18 protein-coding genes are annotated in these 17,751 nt (G+C 54.3%); 1 reads left to right on the forward strand and 17 read right to left on the reverse strand.

What is annotated here, in order from left to right:
* Nucleotides 1-86: 86 nt before the first annotated feature.
* The 9 genes from CCE92_RS11405 to ccpN form a co-directional block, all read right to left on the reverse strand.
* Nucleotides 87-1,190, reverse strand: coding sequence for a Nif3-like dinuclear metal center hexameric protein (locus CCE92_RS11405; protein ID WP_088007986.1), 1,104 nt, complete (start codon nt 1,188-1,190; stop codon nt 87-89).
* Complete coding sequence (locus CCE92_RS11410; protein ID WP_088007988.1) at nt 1,168-1,887, reverse strand: tRNA (adenine(22)-N(1))-methyltransferase; 720 nt, start codon at nt 1,885-1,887, stop codon at nt 1,168-1,170. The genes CCE92_RS11405 and CCE92_RS11410 overlap by 23 nt, the downstream gene beginning before the upstream one ends.
* Before the next feature lie 67 nt (nt 1,888-1,954).
* Nucleotides 1,955-2,347 (reverse strand): c-type cytochrome, encoded by a 393-nt coding sequence (locus tag CCE92_RS11415; RefSeq protein WP_241536008.1) that lies wholly within the window; start codon nt 2,345-2,347, stop codon nt 1,955-1,957.
* A 126-nt stretch (nt 2,348-2,473) separates the two neighbouring features.
* On the reverse strand, nt 2,474-3,613 hold the full coding sequence (locus CCE92_RS11420; protein ID WP_088007990.1) for an acyl-CoA dehydrogenase family protein: 1,140 nt from the start codon (nt 3,611-3,613) through the stop codon (nt 2,474-2,476).
* Between the two features lie 79 nt (nt 3,614-3,692).
* Entirely contained in the window at nt 3,693-4,094 is a 402-nt protein-coding gene (locus CCE92_RS11425) for a hypothetical protein (protein ID WP_088007992.1), read from the reverse strand.
* Nucleotides 4,095-4,162: 68 nt separating this feature from the next.
* Nucleotides 4,163-5,389 carry an RNA polymerase sigma factor RpoD gene (rpoD, locus tag CCE92_RS11430; RefSeq protein WP_088007994.1) on the reverse strand — a complete coding sequence of 409 codons (1,227 nt, stop codon included), beginning with the start codon at nt 5,387-5,389 and terminating at the stop codon, nt 4,163-4,165.
* Between the two features lie 27 nt (nt 5,390-5,416).
* Nucleotides 5,417-7,237, reverse strand: a complete 1,821-nt coding sequence (gene dnaG / locus CCE92_RS11435) for a DNA primase (protein ID WP_088007996.1) — start codon at nt 7,235-7,237, stop codon at nt 5,417-5,419.
* A gap of 215 nt (nt 7,238-7,452) precedes the next feature.
* Complete coding sequence (locus CCE92_RS11440) at nt 7,453-8,256, reverse strand: pyruvate, water dikinase regulatory protein (protein ID WP_088008064.1); 804 nt, start codon at nt 8,254-8,256, stop codon at nt 7,453-7,455.
* A gap of 15 nt (nt 8,257-8,271) precedes the next feature.
* Nucleotides 8,272-8,910 (reverse strand): transcriptional regulator CcpN, encoded by a 639-nt coding sequence (gene ccpN, locus CCE92_RS11445; RefSeq protein WP_088008065.1) that lies wholly within the window; start codon nt 8,908-8,910, stop codon nt 8,272-8,274.
* Nucleotides 8,911-9,402: 492 nt separating this feature from the next.
* Here ccpN and CCE92_RS11450 point away from each other — a divergent pair, with 492 nt between their 5' ends.
* A complete protein-coding gene (locus CCE92_RS11450; RefSeq protein ID WP_088007998.1) occupies nt 9,403-10,785 on the forward strand; it encodes a glycine--tRNA ligase in 1,383 nt (460 codons plus the stop codon).
* 113 nt (nt 10,786-10,898) lie between these two features.
* Here the strand turns inward: CCE92_RS11450 and recO are convergent, their stop codons facing one another.
* The 8 genes from recO to CCE92_RS11490 form a co-directional block, all read right to left on the reverse strand.
* Nucleotides 10,899-11,726, reverse strand: coding sequence for a DNA repair protein RecO (gene recO, locus CCE92_RS11455; protein ID WP_088008000.1), 828 nt, complete (start codon nt 11,724-11,726; stop codon nt 10,899-10,901).
* A gap of 9 nt (nt 11,727-11,735) precedes the next feature.
* Nucleotides 11,736-12,650, reverse strand: coding sequence for a GTPase Era (gene era, locus CCE92_RS11460; protein WP_088008002.1), 915 nt, complete (start codon nt 12,648-12,650; stop codon nt 11,736-11,738).
* Nucleotides 12,634-13,044: a cytidine deaminase gene (locus CCE92_RS11465; RefSeq protein WP_088008004.1), complete on the reverse strand. Its 411-nt coding sequence runs from the start codon at nt 13,042-13,044 to the stop codon at nt 12,634-12,636. Before CCE92_RS11465 ends, era begins: the two co-directional genes overlap by 17 nt.
* 15 nt (nt 13,045-13,059) lie before the next feature.
* Entirely contained in the window at nt 13,060-13,419 is a 360-nt protein-coding gene (locus tag CCE92_RS11470) for a diacylglycerol kinase family protein (RefSeq protein WP_088008006.1), read from the reverse strand.
* Complete coding sequence (gene ybeY, locus CCE92_RS11475) at nt 13,406-13,888, reverse strand: rRNA maturation RNase YbeY (protein WP_088008008.1); 483 nt, start codon at nt 13,886-13,888, stop codon at nt 13,406-13,408. Before ybeY ends, CCE92_RS11470 begins: the two co-directional genes overlap by 14 nt.
* Before the next feature lie 16 nt (nt 13,889-13,904).
* Nucleotides 13,905-16,022: an HD family phosphohydrolase gene (locus CCE92_RS11480; RefSeq protein ID WP_088008010.1), complete on the reverse strand. Its 2,118-nt coding sequence runs from the start codon at nt 16,020-16,022 to the stop codon at nt 13,905-13,907.
* Nucleotides 16,023-16,208: 186 nt separating this feature from the next.
* Nucleotides 16,209-17,165, reverse strand: coding sequence for a PhoH family protein (locus tag CCE92_RS11485; RefSeq protein WP_088008012.1), 957 nt, complete (start codon nt 17,163-17,165; stop codon nt 16,209-16,211).
* Between the two features lie 173 nt (nt 17,166-17,338).
* Nucleotides 17,339-17,746 carry a hypothetical protein gene (locus CCE92_RS11490; RefSeq protein ID WP_088008014.1) on the reverse strand — a complete coding sequence of 136 codons (408 nt, stop codon included), beginning with the start codon at nt 17,744-17,746 and terminating at the stop codon, nt 17,339-17,341.
* Nucleotides 17,747-17,751: the final 5 nt, after the last annotated feature.

Below are 17,751 nucleotides of genomic sequence, written 5' to 3' on the forward strand. Positions count from 1 at the left end.
CCGCAGAGTCGAAATGCGGCGCCGCAGAGTCGAAATACAGCTCTAAAGACACCAAAAGCCCGCACTCGAGGCGCGGGCTTTTTCCGTTATCTGAATTGAAATGGTTCTGTACTGATTCCAGATGGGATGAATTCACAGTCCCATATGCCGTTCATCCGGTCGGCGACTCCCTTCTTCATGATCTGCTCGATGTGATGCCCCGGATCCACCACAGACAAACCGAGCGCCTGTGCATCCTGCGCGGTATGGAAATAAAGGTCGCCCGTCACATAGACATCCGCCCCGGCGAATTTAGCAGCGCTGACGAATTTATTGCCATCACCGCCGGAAACAGCCACTTTCCGCACCTTGGCGGAAAGATCGCCGACCACCCGGGCAGCCGGAACATCGAGCTGCCGCTTGACGTGATCCGTAAATTCTCCGAGTGTCATTTCTTTATCCAGCACACCGATCCGTCCGATGCCCATGAATTTCTCCCGGTTGGCCAATGTGAAGATATCATAAGCGGGTTCTTCGTACGGATGAGCAGCGATCATCGCTTTGACGACGCGGTCGGTATCATGCTTCCGAAGGACGACTTCGACTTTCGACTCATGGGTCACTTCAAGCTTTCCAGCTTCTCCGAGATACGGATCGGCTTCTTCCGTAGGCCGGAAGCGTCCGGTGCCGGACAAGGTGTAGCTGCAGAATTCGTAATCGCCGATCGTGCCGGCACCCGCTTTACCGAGCGCTTCCCTCAGCGTTTCCTCGTGGCTTTCCGGCACGAAGACGCCGAGCTTCACGAGTTCTTCTTCGTACGTCGGGACGAGCACTTCCGTTTCTTGCAGCCCAAGGGCATCCGCCAGCAGGTCGTTGACACCGCCTTCCGCTACATCGAGATTCGTATGCGCGGCGTATACAGCGATGTCATGTTTGATCAGTTTTTCCAGCAGTGCGCCTTGCGGCTGGTCGGTCCTGATCGTTTTCGCCGGGCGGAATAAAGGCGGATGGTGACAGATAATCAAATTCGCCCCTTTTTCAATCGCTTCGTCCGCGACCGCCTCATTCACATCAAGCGTCACGAGCACACGCGCCACTTTTTTATTCAGCGTGCCGATCTGCAGGCCGATCGGGTCGTCTTCAAGCGCTAAATATTTCGGCGCCCACTTTTCGAATTGCTCAATGATCTCAAAGCCGTTCGGTGTCTTCATCGTTCAGCACTCCTTCCGCCATACTGATTTTATTTTCGAGCTCACCGCGCCTTCCTTTCAATTCTTCCGTTTCTTCTGCCTTTTCCATAGATTCGAGAATCCGGCGCCACTGCACCAGCTCGTTTTCCCATTTTTTAAAGAACGTTTCATTGCGATTCTTCAGGAGGACCGGCCCGAAAAGCTTCTCGGCCGGTGACAGCGGCTGCTGTGCGCCCCGCTTCAATACAAGGATCTCGTAGATTTTCCCATTCTCATCCAAGATGGCTTCTTCGTCAATGTGCCAGCCATTTTCCTCTGCCCACTCCCGGATCGTCACGGCATGGATATTCGGCTGGAGGATCAGTGTCTCCACGCCGCTCAGACGCGCTGCGCCTTTTTCGAGGATCGTACGGATCAGCGCTCCGCCCATGCCGGCGATCGTCACTGTATCCACCCCGTCGGATGGCTCGATGGCAAAAAGCCCATCCGCCAGCCGGACGGTCACGCGGTCTTCGAGTCCTTCCTCCCGCACTTGTTTCAGCGCCGATTCATACGGCCCTTTCACTACTTCACCTGCTATGGCTTTTTCCGCTTTGTCTGCAGAGACAAGGAAACACGGAAGATAGGCATGATCGCTTCCGATGTCCGCTACCGCTGCACCCGGCGGAACGAACGAAGCCACGGTCTCGAGCCGCTTCGATAATTGTTTTGCATTCATTTTTTATTCCCTCCCAATACAACGGAAAAACCCCCAGTTCCGTCAGAACCGGGGGCGTATACTGTTCCTATTCGAGATTTGCGACCCATTCAGCCATAGCATCGATATGCTCTTCAGGCACGAGTCCGCCAGGCATGATGCCGCGTCCTTCAGCGATGACTTGCGCGATCTCTTCCGGTGCCAATTCAGTCGTGATCAGGTTCGGGCCTGCTCCGCCTGTGTAGTCACCGCCGTGGCAGGATGCACAGTTCGCTTCATAGACTGCGACCGGATCGAAGTCGCCGGCAGCCGCCGGTTCTTCACCTTCAGGTGCTTCTTCTCCTTCAGGCGCTCCTTCTTCCGTGCCTTCTTCTTCAGCTGCCAGCTCTTCCTGAGCTGTATTGCCTTCCAGAGACAGGAAGAAAATGAGACCGATTCCGAATGCCATAATCAGGATATAAGGAATTACTGCATTTTTCAAACGTTATCCCTCCCTCGCTGTTTTCTGCATAAAAAGTACCGTAACCATTCTCAATTGTACTGCATTCCGCAGAAAACGAAAAGGCGTACGGAATAACTTTTACCCGTTTGTGACAAATTGCGGAACTCAGACGCCGATCTGGCGGGCGATGACCATGCGCTGGACTTCAGAGGTCCCCTCGCCGATTTCGAGCAGCTTCGTATCGCGCAAATAGCGTTCCACCTCATACTCTTTCATATAACCGTAGCCGCCGTGGATCTGGATCGCCTGGTTGGCGATATCGGTCGCGATTTCAGACGCGTACAGCTTCGCCATCGACGCCTCTTTCGTGAACGGACGGCCCTGGTCTTTCAGCCACGCCGCTTTGTAGACCATATTACGGGCGAGTTCGATCTTCATCGCCATATCGGCGAGCTTGAACTGCGTGACCTGGAATTCCGACAGCGACTTGCCGAACTGCTTACGCTCTTTCGAATACTGGAGCGCCCGGTTGAAAGCAGCCTGTGCGATACCGACCGCCATAGCTGCGATGCCGATCCGGCCGCCATCGAGCGTGACCAGGAACTGCCGGAAGCCTTCCCCCCGCTTGCCGAGCAGATTCTCCTTCGGCACTCGCACATTTTCCAGCACGAGTTCCGTTGTATTCGACGCGTTGAGTCCCATCTTCTCGTAATTATCGATGATGGTGAACCCTTCCGCGTCGGTCGGCACGATGATCGCTGAGATTTCCTTCTTGCCGTCCTTCATGTCCGTGATCGCTGTCAGAGCCAGGTGTTTCGCATAGCTCGCATTTGTGATGTATACTTTCGAGCCATTGATCACCCAGTCGTCCCCGTCCTCCACGGCACGGGTCTGTGTGCCGCCCGCGTCACTGCCGGCATTCGGTTCCGTCAGACCGAACGCGCCGAACGACTCGCCTGTCGCGATGGGGACGAGGTACTTTTCCTTCTGTTCTTCTGTCCCGAATAAATTCAGCGGCGCGCCGCCGAGGGAAATATGCGCGGAATACGTGATGCCGGTCGAGGCGCATGCACGGCTCAGTTCCTCCGTCACTATCGCGAAACTTGTCGTGTCCGCGCCGGCACCGCCGTATTTTTCCTCGAACGGCAGTCCCATCATCCCCATGTCGGCGAGCTGCCGGAAAATCTCTATCGGGAATTCCTTCGTGCGGTCCCGCTCAATCGCCCCCGGCGCGACCACTTCGTCCGCAAATTCCCGGATCGTCTTTTTGATCATTTCCTGTTCCTGTGTCAAATCGAAATTCATTTGTTCCATCCCCTTAAATTTGAATGCGCTTTCAAATTTTATTATATCGATTATTCTGTCAGAAACTCAACCTAAAACTTCAAAGAAGCCGGCTAATGGCATTTATGGCGATGAGGATAAGCGCCGCTGCGCCGGAAAGCGACAAATACGGCAATCTGAATTTCCTGCCGACTCCGAGCCACAGCAGCGCATTCCCGACAAGGACGGTGACAATCACAAAACCGCTCTCCGTGACAGCAGCTGTCCCGAAGACGCTGACCGCAAGCAGCAAAAGCGCCAGCAAAATAAAACCGGCGTGGCGGATCAGCTGTGCCGGCGATTTCCTTCGGTTCTGCAGCTCCGCTTTTTCCGGATGAAGCGTCCCTGCCTCCCCCTGCTGGTAAAGGGTGATGAGGAAGTCGCAATAATGCGCCGGCAGCAGCTGGTGTTCTTTCCAGAACTGGATTTCATTCAGTATCATCTCTTTCCGCTGTTTCTCCATGCGATCCCCGCTTCCGTTCAGCTAGAACAAAAAAACGCTCTCCCTTCATTTTGGGGAGAGCGCTGTTATCAGTCAAGGAAATCTTTCAGACGCTTGCTTCGGGAAGGATGGCGCAGTTTCCGGAGCGCTTTCGCTTCGATCTGGCGGATGCGTTCGCGCGTCACGCCGAACACTTTGCCCACTTCCTCGAGTGTGCGGGTCCGGCCGTCATCCAGTCCGAAGCGGAGACGGAGTACGTTCTCTTCCCGGTCGGTCAGCGTATCGAGCACATCTTCCAGCTGTTCTTTCAGCAGCTCGTACGCCGCATGGTCCGATGGCGACTGCGCATCCGAATCTTCGATGAAGTCACCGAGATGGGAATCGTCCTCTTCTCCGATCGGTGTTTCAAGTGATACCGGTTCCTGGGCGATCTTCAGGATCTCGCGCACTTTTTCCGCCGGAAGATCCATTTCTTCGCCGATTTCTTCAGGGGAAGGCTCACGCCCGAGGTCCTGCAGCAGCTGCCGCTGGACACGGATCAGTTTGTTGATCGTTTCCACCATGTGCACCGGGATCCGGATGGTCCGGGCCTGGTCGGCGATTGCCCGCGTAATGGCCTGACGGATCCACCATGTGGCGTAGGTACTGAACTTGAATCCTTTCGAATAATCGAATTTCTCGACCGCTTTGATAAGTCCCATATTTCCTTCCTGGATCAGGTCAAGGAACAGCATGCCGCGCCCGACATAGCGCTTGGCGATACTGACAACGAGACGGAGGTTCGCTTCCGCAAGTTTTTTCTTCGCGTTCTCGCCCTGGAAGATGATATCGAGCAGCTCATCTGTCTCTGCTTCGCCTTCATCGATGCGCTTCTGGGCTTCCACACCTTTTTCAATATTCTGCGCGAGCTTGATCTCTTCTTTTGCCGACAAAAGATCCACCCGTCCGATTTCCTTCAAGTACATGCGGACAGGGTCATTGATTTTAACACCCGGCGGCACACTGAGGTCATTCAGATCGAATTTGTCCTCGTCCTGCTTCATCAGCCGGTCGAGGTGCTCTTCGTCGTCCGCTTTCCGCTCCAAGTCGATTCCATGCCCTTCGAGCTGGTCGATGAATTCTTCCACCTGGTCGGATTCCATATCGAAAATGGCAAGTTTTTCAGCGATCTGCTCGTAGCTGAGCTCCCCATTCTTCTTGCCCAGTTCAATCAGTTCTTTTTTCGCCTCGTCCATGTTGGGCTCTGCAAGGTCAGCCCCCTGCTTGGCACCGTTCACTTGGATTTCAGTAGTGGGATTTTCAGATTTCTCAGGCATTGCGCCTTCCTCCTTTAAAAACCGGATTTATGATAAAGATTTCCTAAGCGCAATCACTTCTTGTGCCAGAATCAGCGCCCGCTGGATATCATGCTGTTTTTCAGCTTCTTTCGACTGCTGGATCTTCGTTTTGATTTCCAGTTCGATGCGGTGTTTTTCAAGATGGCGCAGACAGTCGGCCAGCTCCGCCTCCGCTGATTCCGGGTTTATTTCACAGACCGCCGCATCCATGACGAGCTTGCGCAAGTCCGGATCCCCGAGCGTTTCAAGGAACGGGTGGAACCCATTCCCGCTATGGCCGTTCCCCTCCTGGAATCCGCTGAGAAGGACATACAGTGTCCGGTATTCCTCGCTGATGAAGGGGATGGACCGGCCGTCTTCCGTGAAACGGTCCAGCGCTGTTCCATCGGATAGGAGATGGGCCAGCAGCAGCCGTTCCGCACGGCTTAATGAATCCACCTGCCTCTTCGCTCCTGCAGGAGCCTGCTGCCGTGAAGGCGGCGATTGGGGCTTCTGTTTTTGAGGCCCTTGCCGGGTCTCCGTCTTCCGGTACTGCTGAAGGATCGCTTCCTCAGACAGTCCCGTCTCCTGTGAAAGCTGCCGGATATACAAGTCCCGCTCGATCGGTGAGGATCGTCCGGATAAAAGCTGGAGAACTTCATGGATATACTGCAGCAGGTCATTTTCATACTGGAAATTTTTATTGCGTCGCGCGTGCATCATAATGAATGCCAGAAACGCATGGGGTTTGCCGATGATTTGCGTCCGGAAAGCTTCTTCGCCTTGTTCATTTATAAAGTCATCCGGGTCGGTATCCCCCGGAAGGACTGCCACTTCAACTTCGAAATTTTCATCATTCAATAGGACGGCCGCTTTTTTCGCGGCTTCCCAACCTGCACTGTCGCCGTCGAAACAGACGGTCACACTTTTGGCGAACCGCTTCATTTCCCTTACATGGGAGGCTGTCAGCGAAGTCCCCATCGTGGCGACCGCGTTCGGCACTCCGGCTTTCCCGGCGGCGATGACGTCCATGAATCCTTCCAAGAGGACGATGCGCCGATTTTTCCGGATGGCGCCTTTTGCCCGATGGATGTTATAGAGGACTTCGCTTTTCTTGAATATCGGTGATTCCGGACTGTTCAGGTACTTGGCCTCTTCCTTCGAGGAAACGAGCACCCGTCCGGAAAATCCGATGACTTTGCCGGTTTCGTTCTGGAGCGGAAACATGATCCGGCCCCTGAACCTGTCGAATACCGAGTCGCTGCCTTCTTTCCGGATGGCAAGGCCGCTGTCGGAAAGCTCTTCAAGCGTGTAGCCTTTCCGCTGGAGCAGTTTCGATAAGTGCTGCCATTCCGGAACCGCCCAGCCGATCCGGTATTCTGTGATCATTTCCCGCGTAAAGCCACGCTTCTGAAGATAGTCGAGGGCTTCTTCGCCCTGTTCTGTGTTCAGCAGGATATGGTGATAGAGCTCAGCGGCGAATTCGTGCATATCCACCAGCCGCTGGTTTGGCTGTTCCTTCCGGGCGTGGTGGCCGTTTTCGGAATGGCCGGTCTCGATCTCGATTCCGGCTTTTTCGCCGACTTTCGCGACCGCTTCCTGGAACGACAAGTTCTCCAGGTCCATGAGGAACGTAAAGACATTCCCTCCTGCGCCGCAGCCGAAGCAGTGAAAAATCTGCTTGTCGGATGTGACGGAAAATGAAGGTGTGCTTTCTCCGTGGAACGGACAGAGGCCGAACCAGTTGCGCCCCCGTTTTGTCAGCTGTACATACTCCCCGACCACATCCACGATGTCCGTACTCGTACGGACGAGCTCGACTGTCTCTTCAGGAATACGGCTCGACATTTCATCACCATCTTTTTTTCATACTGTATTTTATTTAATTCGAGATAACCGAATAAAACCCTTCTATAACAATTTGTAAATTTGACTGTCGCTGAAGATATCCCGCAAAAACAGTCTATTCTATTCGTTTGCCGCAATGTACCATTATAAAACATCTTTCGGGTGAAAGCCATAAAAAAACACAAGCCCTGCCCGGAAGCAAGGTTGTGCAGCCGTTATTTCCGTTTTGCAAGTATAAGGTTCGCGGTCTCTTCCACAGCCCGGTTGGTTACGTCGATCACTTCGCAGCCGATCCGGTTCGCGACTTGCTCGAAATAATCGATTTCCTCCTGGATCCGCCCGAGCTGTGCGTAATTGGCGTCGTCGCTCAGTCCGAGCGCGATGAGCCGTTCTTTCCGGATATGGTTCAGTTTTTCCGGGGAGATGATCAGCCCGAAACACTTTTCCGGATCCACTTGGAACAGCTCATCCGGCGGCACCACTTCCGGGACGATCGGCACGTTCGCCACTTTCAGCCGCTTGTGCGCCAAGTATTGGGACAGCGGGGTTTTAGATGTCCGCGAGACGCCGACAAGCACGATGTCCGCCATCATGATTCCCCGCGGGTCCCGGCCGTCGTCGTATTTCACCGCGAATTCGATCGCTTCGACCTTTTTGAAGTAATCATCGTCCAGTTTCCGGACCAGCCCCGCTTCCTGCAGCGGCGGGCTTCCGAGCTCATGCTCCAGCCGGTCCATCAGCGGGCCCATCAGGTCGATGGCCGGAACGCTCAGCATCTCGGTTTCTTCCGACAAATAAAGTCTCAGCTGCTTCGATACGAGCGTATACACGATGAACGCCCGCTGCTCGGCGGCGAGTGAAATGATCTTATCGAGCTGGGAGACTGTGTCAATGTAAGGGAAACGCTTCAGGTCCGCATGCTGATCGGCCCTGATGTACTGACTGACGGCGGCTTTCGCCACCAACTCGCCTGTTTCACCGACGGAATCGGAAATGATGAAAACGCGTAACGGTTCCATTGTCATGCAAGCACCTCACAGTTCATGGCTTTCTGATAATGATAAAAAGGCCCGGGTAATGGTCGTTTTTGTAATCCTGCCTGTCACTTTCAGACCGCCGGGGTCTTCCTGGATCACCGGCACGGAGTCGATCTGCTGCTCGATCAGCCGTCCGGCCACTTTGATCAGCGACTCGTTTTTTGTGCAATACGTGATGTTCGGCATGCGGGTCATGACGATATGGACGGGGATCTGGTTCAGTTCCTGCCGCCCGATGCTCGCCCGGAGGAGGTCTTTCCTCGATACGACGCCGGCGAGGTATGAATCGGTGTCGACGACGAAAAGGGTGCCGACATCTTCCAGGAACAATTGGCAGATGGCGTCATAGACGGAAACGCTCTCCCTGATGACGACCGGCATGGACTGGAAGTCCTTCACTTTCATATTGTTCATCGTATCCGCCAATGCCTGGGCGGATTTTTTGCCTGCATAAAAATAGCCGACCCGCGGGCGCGCATCCAGGAATCCGGCCATGGTCAGAATCGCGAGATCCGGTCTGAGTGTCGCCCTGGTGAGGCTGAGGCGGTCGGCGATCTGTTCGCCGGTGATCGGGCCGTTATTTTTGACGATCTGCAATATTTCTTCCTGTCGTTTATTGAGTTCGATCGGACTCACCGCCCCAAAAAAGAGTTTTGCTTCATCCGGCTCTTCATCAACCTCAGTTTTTGTCCTGGAGAATTCTCTCCAGGCGGAGGCTCGGCAGTCTGTCCTGGCAGCTGCCACCGTGACGTCCTGTCGCGCCAGCTGCATGATCCGCTTCCTGTGGATCTTAAATCGAGCGGATGCCTGCCTGTACCGTTTGTTGAAAAGCCCTCAATCTAACTGATTATATACCAGCAAACAGCTAATTGCGATAAAAATTACACCATGCTACAATAATAGCATATGTTCATAGAAGCGATGAAGGACCAATAAGTACGGCCGCCAAAAAGCGAGCGGGGACAGTGAAAGCCCGCACCGGCCTGAAACGGCAGTCTGGAGCTCATCTTTCAATCAAAGCGGGCTGATCCGTCAGCCAATCGGGGTGGAACCGCGGGTGCAACGCATCCGTCCTCGGACATTTTGTCCGTGGGCGGGTGCGATTTTATTTTTATGGAGGGTTTTATTATGACAAAGTCAATGGATACGATCACAGCACTGGCCAAACACCGGGGATTTGTCTTCCCGGGGTCCGAAATCTATGGCGGCTTGGCCAACACGTGGGATTATGGCCCGCTCGGCGTAGAGCTGAAAAATAACATCAAAAAAGCCTGGTGGAAAAAGTTCGTGCAGGAATCGCCTTACAATGTCGGAGTCGACGCGGCGATCCTCATGAATCCGCAAGTCTGGGTCGCTTCCGGCCACGTCGGCAATTTCAATGACCCGATGATCGACTGCAAAAACTGTAAAACCCGGCTCCGGGCCGACAAACTGATCGAAGAGGCGTACAGCGAAAAAGGCGGCGAAATCATCGCGGACGGCCTGCCGTTCGACAAAATGAAGGAACTCATCGACGCGGAGAATATCGATTGCCCGGTCTGCGGCAAGCACGATTTCACGGAAATCCGGCAGTTCAACCTGATGTTCAAGACGTTCCAGGGCGTCACGGAAGAATCATCGAATGAAATTTTCCTCCGTCCGGAGACAGCGCAGGGCATTTTCGTGAACTACAAAAATGTCCAGCGGTCCATGCGCAAAAAATTGCCGTTCGGCATCGCCCAAATCGGCAAAAGCTTCCGCAACGAAATCACGCCCGGAAACTTCACATTCCGGACGCGGGAGTTCGAACAAATGGAGCTTGAATTCTTCTGCAAGCCGGGCGATGACCTTGAATGGTTCAGTTATTGGCGTGAGTATTGCCGGAACTGGCTGCTTTCCCTCGGCATAAAGGAAGACAGCATCCGGCTCCGCGACCATGATGAGGATGAGCTGTCGCACTACTCGAACGCGACAACGGACATCGAGTACAAATTCCCGTTCGGCTGGGGAGAATTGTGGGGCATCGCCGACCGGACGGATTTCGATTTGAAGCGCCACATGGAGCATTCTGGAGACGACTTCTCATACACGGATCCTGAAACGAACGAGAGCTATGTGCCATACTGCATCGAACCGTCTCTCGGAGCCGACCGGGTGACGCTGTCTTTCCTCATCGACGCGTACGATGAAGAAGAACTCGAAGGCGGCGATTCGCGGACCGTTCTCCGCTTCCACCCTGCCATCGCACCGATCAAAGCAGCGGTGCTGCCGCTGTCCAAGAAACTGTCGGAACAAGCGCAGGAAGTATTCTCCGGCCTTGCCAAACATTTCACCGCCGAGTACGACGAATCCCAGTCGATCGGCAAACGGTACCGCCGCCAAGATGAAATCGGCACGCCGTTCTGCGTGACGTACGATTTCGATTCAGTCGACGACGGCCAAGTGACCGTCCGCCACCGCGACTCGATGGAGCAGATCCGTATGCCGATCGCTGAAGTCGCGGATTACATCAGCAAGCACTTGGAATATTAAGCACGAAGAAATTCGCCAGGAAATGGGGAAACCCATGCCCTTTCCGCGGACTGACTGCCAAGCCTCCGCGACCTCCTGAAGCGATTTCTTCAACAAGAAACCCGCCGGGAAGACTAGTCGTCTTCCGGCGGGTTTTTGTGTGCGGGTGTTTCCTGGACCGGTGAATCTTCCGCTGCCGCTTCTTTTGCCGGCAGAAACGCCGGCGTCCGCTCGAGCTGTTCGAGGAACTGGCGCGATTTCAGCCGGATACCGGCCTGTTCTTCATAAACAGTGCGGATGATCGTCTTCAGCAGCTGTTTCGATTCTTTTTTGAGCTTCAGAGAACCGACGCGTTCGATCGGGACGGAATACAGCGTCCGGATCACTTTCACCAGCGCCGGACTGAGGCGGATGATGTACGGATCCACGTGGAAGCACCGATGGCACAGGAACCCGAGCTCCTGGAACGAAAACGCGAACTCCCCTTCGGTGGCGCCGCAGTTCGCGCACTGGTGGAGAGTCGGTGTCAGGCCCGCCACCGGGAGCATCTTCCATTCGACGAACAGTGCGATCGCTTCCGGATCGTACTCCTCTTCGATGGCGTGCAGCGCCTGGAACAGGATTTCATAGATGCCCGGCTGCGGCTCATCCTGTTCGGTCAATTTATCGATCAGTTCGGTGATATAGCTGGCATAAGCGGTCGCCACGATATCTCCCCGCAAATGGCGGTACGATTCGAGGCGGTCGCCATGCTGGAGCGTGCCCATCCCTTTTCCTTTGAATACCGTGAAAGAACCGTGCGTGAACGGCTGCGTCACAGCCGCCAGGCGGCTGGCCGGCTTTTTCGCACCTCTTGCCATCGCTGTGATCTTCCCGGCGTCCCGTGTGAAAAGCGTCACGATTTTATTCGTTTCACCGTACGGACGCGCACGGATTACAATGCCTTCCAGCTGGCTGAGCATGGCATCACCTCAATATTCGTCTTCTCTGAATCCGAAATCCCGCAGGTGGACAGCCTTATTCCGCCAGTCCTTCTGCACCTTCACCCACAATTCGAGGAACACTTTCGAGCCAAGGAGCATCTCGATGTCCCGTCTCGCCCGAGTTCCGATCTCTTTGAGCAAAGCCCCCCGCTTGCCGATGACGATCCCTTTCTGGGAATCGCGCTCGACCATGATCGTCGCCTGGATCCGGACCGTCTCACTGCCTTCTTCACGGGCAATCTTGTCGATCACCACTGCGACGGAATGCGGGATTTCCTCCCGGGTCAAGTGGAGCACCTTTTCGCGCACGAGTTCCGAAATGATGAACCGCTCAGGATGGTCCGTCACTTGGTCCGCCGGGTAATACTGCGGCCCTTCCGGAAGGTATTGCTGGATCTTCGCCAGAAGCTGTTCCACGTTATTCCCTTCGAGCGCCGAAATCGGCACCGCTTCCGCAAAATCGAGCTCTTCCTTGTACATGCTGAGCACTTTCGGCAGCTGATCCGGATGAACTTGATCGATTTTATTCATGACGAGGAAAACCGGAGCTTCCGCGCCTTTCAGCATATCGATGATGAACCGCTCCTGTTTGCCGATCCGTTCTGTGGCGTCGATCATGAACAAGAGGACATCCACTTCACGGAATGTATTCTTCGCCACTTTCAGCATGAAATCCCCTAGTTTGTTTTTCGGCTGATTGATGCCCGGCGTATCGATGAAAACCATCTGGCTGTCCTCGAGCGTCACGACTCCCTGGACCTTGTTGCGCGTCGTCTGCGGCTTATCGCTCATGATGGCGATTTTCTGGCCTACAATGCGGTTCAGGAACGTCGACTTGCCCGCGTTCGGACGGCCGACTATTGAAATAAAACCTGATTTATAGCCGTCACTGCTTCCCTGCATGGTTCAGATCCTCCATTGTGAAAGCTCCGGGAAGGAGGCCGCGGACGGTCGTCTCCTGTACATCGCCTGTCAAATTCGTCAAATAAACCGGCATATCTGCTGGGAAGAATTCCGCCATGACCTGACGGCATGCGCCGCAAGGTGAGACCGGCCCTTCCGTATCCGCGACCACCGCAAGAGCAGTAAAGTCACGGACCCCTTCGGAAATCGCTTTGAAGATCGCGGTCCGCTCCGCGCAGTTCGTCATCGGATAGGAAGCGTTTTCGATGTTGCAGCCCCGATATACGGTTCCGTCTTCCGACAGGAGTGCCGCGCCGACCGGGAATTTCGAATACGGGACATACGCCTGCTGGCGCGCCTGTTTTGATTCTTGAATGAGCTGTTCTTTATTCATCAATTGTCACCTCTACTATAGTGGGAGCCATTTCGGCAGGAAAATCAGTAAACCAATTATAGCACTTGCCACGGCAAATACCAAAACCGCGCCTGCCGCCATGTCCTTCGCTTCACCGGCGATCGGATGGATTTCCGGCGAGGCGAGGTCGACAGCCCGCTCGAGCGCAGTATTCACGAGCTCAAGCGCGATCATACCGCCGATGCAGAGCAGGATGATCAGCCATTCCACGTACGAAAGGCCGGTCAGGACACCGGCCGTTACAGTGAACAGGGCTGCCAGAAAATGAAAGCGGATGTTCTGCTCACGTCGGAGCGCCGCACGGATTCCTTGCGCAGCGAAACGGAAAGAGCGGAAAAATCTATTCGGATCCATGGCCGTCACGCGAAAGGCCGAGAGACGACAAAATCTCCTCTTGCCGCCCGAACATCGCCTGTTCTTCTTCTTCCGTCAAATGATCGTAGCCGAGCAGGTGGAGAAACCCATGCACGGCAAGGAATCCAAGTTCCCTTTCGTAGGAATGCCCGTACTGTGCCGCCTGTTCTTTTGCCCGTTCAACAGAAATGATGATATCGCCGAGCACGCGGACTTCACTTCCGCCGGTAATGGCGACCTCCTGTTCATCAGCTTCTTCGAGCGCGAAGGAAATGACATCCGTCGGTGTATCCTTTCCCCGGTATTCCCGATTGATTTGGCGGATCGCCTCATTCGCGACGAATGTGACGGAAACTTCAGCTTCCCCCGTCTCTTCCGCTTCAGCCGCCCGGGCCAGCACTTTTTGCACAAAGCCGAGTTCATGATCTGAAACTTGGCCAGTCTCATCAAGCAAATCCACTGTAAGCATCTTAATCCCCCTTTCCCTAGTTCTTCGGGTATTCGATCCGCGAATGGAAAATCCCATTGAGCGTTTCACAAAAAACCCGTTTGATCGTTTTCAGTTCATGCAGCGTCAAATCGCAGTCATCAAGCTGACCGTCCTTCACTTTATCTTCCACAATCGCATCCACGAGCGACCGGATCTTATCCGGGGAAGGCTCCTTCATGGAGCGCACTGCCGCTTCCACACTGTCCGCCAGTGAGATGACCGCCGTCTCGCGCGTCTGCGGCTTCGGACCGATATAGCGGTATTCTGCTTCCTGTACGTCCGGATTTTGTTCCATCGCTTTATAATAGAAGAATTTCAGCAGACTGGTGCCGTGATGCTGAGCGGCGATATCGACGATCTCCTGCGGCATCCGGTGCTCCTTGAGCGTCGCCGCCCCATCCGGCGAATGCGCCAGGATGATATCCCGGCTTTTCTCGGGCTTCAGGAAATCATGCGGGTTTTGGATGTTCAGCTGATTCTCAATAAAAAAAGCGGGGTGTTTCGTCTTCCCGATATCATGGTAATAGCTCCCGACTCTCGCCAGAAGGCCATTCGCGCCTATCTCCTCACAGGCGGAATCCGCCAGATTGGCCACCATGACACTGTGATGATAAGTGCCCGGCGTCTCCGTCAGGATTTTCCGGAGAAGAGGATGATTCGGATTGGAAAGTTCGACGAGCCGGAGTGTCGATAAAATGCCGAATGCGGATTCGTAGAACGGCAGAAGGCCGACAGCGAGGGCGCCGGACAAAAGGCCGGACGCCACTGCCGCTCCGATATAAAACAGGACTTCAGGAGCCGCATGCTGGCTTTGATTCACAAGCAGATAAAATCCCACGAACAGGACATTGGCCGCCGAGACAGCCATACTCTTCTGCAGCAGCCGGCCGCCCCGATCCTCAGGCCGCAGGAGATAGATCGCCGCCATGCCGCTGAAAAGGACATACAGCATAATATGAGTCTGCAGAAGTCCCGAAAAACCGCTGGCAAGCATCAGTCCCGCACCCGAGGCGGTGATGGCCGTGATGAGGACGGCCGTCCGTTCTTCTGTCAGCAGGACCGTCAGCATGCCGCTGAGTGCCGCCGGGAAAAGGAAAGCGATGTTGACATCGAATTCCCCTTCCACGAGACTGATCACCTGCATGATGGCGAGGGACAGCAGGAGCACGGTGGCGATGACGAACAAGGAATCAACTTTTTGGCGGTCACTCTTTTTTGTCCGGTTCACCGACAAAAGGACCAGCCAGGTCAGCAGCAGCACAAACAGCAGAAGCCCCGCTTTCGGGAGCAGCGTATCCCGTTCTTCTGTCAGACCGGCCAGTTCAAGCAGCCGGTATACTTCACGGTCGATGACCTGTCCTTCCTGCACCAGCACCTGCCCTTGCAGGATCCGGGTCGGTTCGACAGACAGCCTCGCCTGTTCCCGCTGCGCTTCGGTCAGTTCTTCGTTCACGGTTTCATTCGGGATGATACTTGCCCGGACGATTTCGACCGCAGCCGGAATAATAGCGGAAGGGATGCCGCCGTTTTCACGGATCGACCGTTCAGCGGCATCCCTTGCATTTCCCAAGCCGCTGTCCCGGACCGGCTGTTCAAGTGTCCGGATGACCGTACGCTGGAGTGCTTCACGGACATCGATCAGCGCGGATTCCGGCTGACCCAGCAGCGCGGTCAGCATGTTATCTGTCAGCTTCAGTTCTTCATTCTCTGTTTCCAATTTGCGCAGCTGCTCCTGCAGACTTGAAACTTGCGTGCCGGACACGCCTTTCATCTCGAGATTTTCCGGATCCGGCTCTTTCGCTTCAAGGATGTAGGTGAACAAGGACTCGATGACGGCAGACTGATTGCCTGCCAGCTCTTCTTTGAATGTATAACTCGGCGGAACTGCAGCAGCTGCCTGTTCACGCTCGATTTCCGTCCGGACCGGATCTTCAACCGTCTTCGCAGAACGGATGGTTTCATCCGCCAGCTGGAACTGCTCGACATCATAAGCTTCTTCAGTGAGATGCTGCAGGAAAAAGGCATAGAGCATACTGCCGATCAGCAGACCCATCAGCACGGCAAGCGGACGGTAACCCATTTTCCCAAGCAGTCTCCCCATCATCTGTCCCATTTTCCTCACCTCACATCTTCTTCACTCCATGATAGCAAGTTACTAGCGAAAAAAACATGATGGATTTCGAAAATTTCAAATGATTGGGGATTTTATGTGTCGGAGGGCGCAGCGAAAAAGGCGATAAGCGGAAATCTTCCCGCGTTCATCTGTCAGCCTGAAGGCAGTAAGAAAACCAGTCCTGTTTTAGGACTGGCTATCATACGCCTCAATGATTTTTGCGACAAGCGGATGGCGGACTACATCACCTTGCTCCAGATATTGGAAGTGGATACCCCGGACACCTTTCAGAATGTTTTCGGTGGCCAGGAGACCGGATTCCCCTCCCTTCGGCAGATCGATCTGCGTCTTATCGCCGGTGATCACCATTTTCGAACCGAAACCCATGCGGGTCAAAAACATTTTCATCTGCGCTTTTGTCGTGTTCTGGGACTCATCCAGGATGATGAACGCTTCATCGAGCGTGCGTCCCCGCATGTAGGCGAGCGGCGCGATTTCGATGATGCCGCGTTCGATATAGCGGTTCGTCTGTTCCGTCCCGAGGACGTCATGCAGCGCATCATAAAGCGGGCGGAGATAAGGATCGACCTTTTCTTTCAGATCGCCCGGCAGAAACCCGAGGCTCTCCCCTGCTTCAACCGCCGGACGCGTCAGGATGATGCGTTTCACCTGACCGTTCTTGAGCGCCTGCACCGCCATGACCACCGCCAGATACGTTTTGCCTGTTCCCGCTGGCCCGATTCCGAATACGAGATCATTTCCGCGGATGCTGCGGATGTAATGGCGCTGGCCGATCGTTTTCGCCCGGATCGCTTTGCCATTCGTATTGCGGGCGATTTCTTCATCGTACAGCTCGGCGAAATATTCGATGGTCCCGGCTTTCGCCATCTCGATCGCGGAGATGATATCGCGCTGGTCGATGTTGATTCCTTTACGGATGACTTTCAGCAATTGTTCAATAAGATACTTTCCTTTTTTCTTGTCTTCTTCTTCCCCAATAAACCGCACGACGTCCCCGCGCGTAACGATTTGTATATTAAATGCTTCTTCGATGAGCGTCATATGGCTGTCGGATATTCCAAGCAGCAGCACCGCCTCATTCGGATCATTTACATGTAATTCCAAAGTTTGATTTTCTGTCAATTCATACTCTCCTCGAACTGTAGTCATTATTCTTAACTTTAACATTTAACGTGAAATGCTGTAAAACGAAACTGCCTGTCAGCTGGATTGGTTTTCACGTTTTTCGCTGTCCCTTTGGCTGATATCAACGAGATGTTAAAAGAAGAAAACCGGCTGCAGGCAGCCGGTCCTCATCATCTTCTCGCTTTCGGTTTTGCCAGGATTTCCGCAAGGATGATCCCTTTGCGCACATCGTCCGCTTCAAGCGGGAACAATTCCTGCTTCGTCAAATCACGCCGGTCATCGGACAAGTCCCCGCTCGTCTTCCGCTGCTGGACTTGCCGTGGCGGCCTGCGCCGCTCTGTCTTCATCGGCTGCTGTTCCGAAATCGTTTCCCGGCTGTTATCAAGAAACTTCTTTGCGCCAGGCGGGAGGTCATCCCGATTGAAATCTTTCGTGGCTTCTTCGAAAAAACCTTTTGCGTAATCACCGATCCGTTTTTTCGTCTCCGTCAGGTCGCCGCCGGAATCGTCCGGCCGCTTCGCTTTATTCGCGATTGCGCCGAAAATCGCAATGAGCGCGGCGATAATCAGTCCTTCCATCGCTG

Origin of the sequence: Indiicoccus explosivorum (genome assembly GCF_002167005.1) — a bacterium.
In the GTDB taxonomy this organism is placed as follows: domain Bacteria; phylum Bacillota; class Bacilli; order Bacillales_A; family Planococcaceae; genus Indiicoccus; species Indiicoccus explosivorum.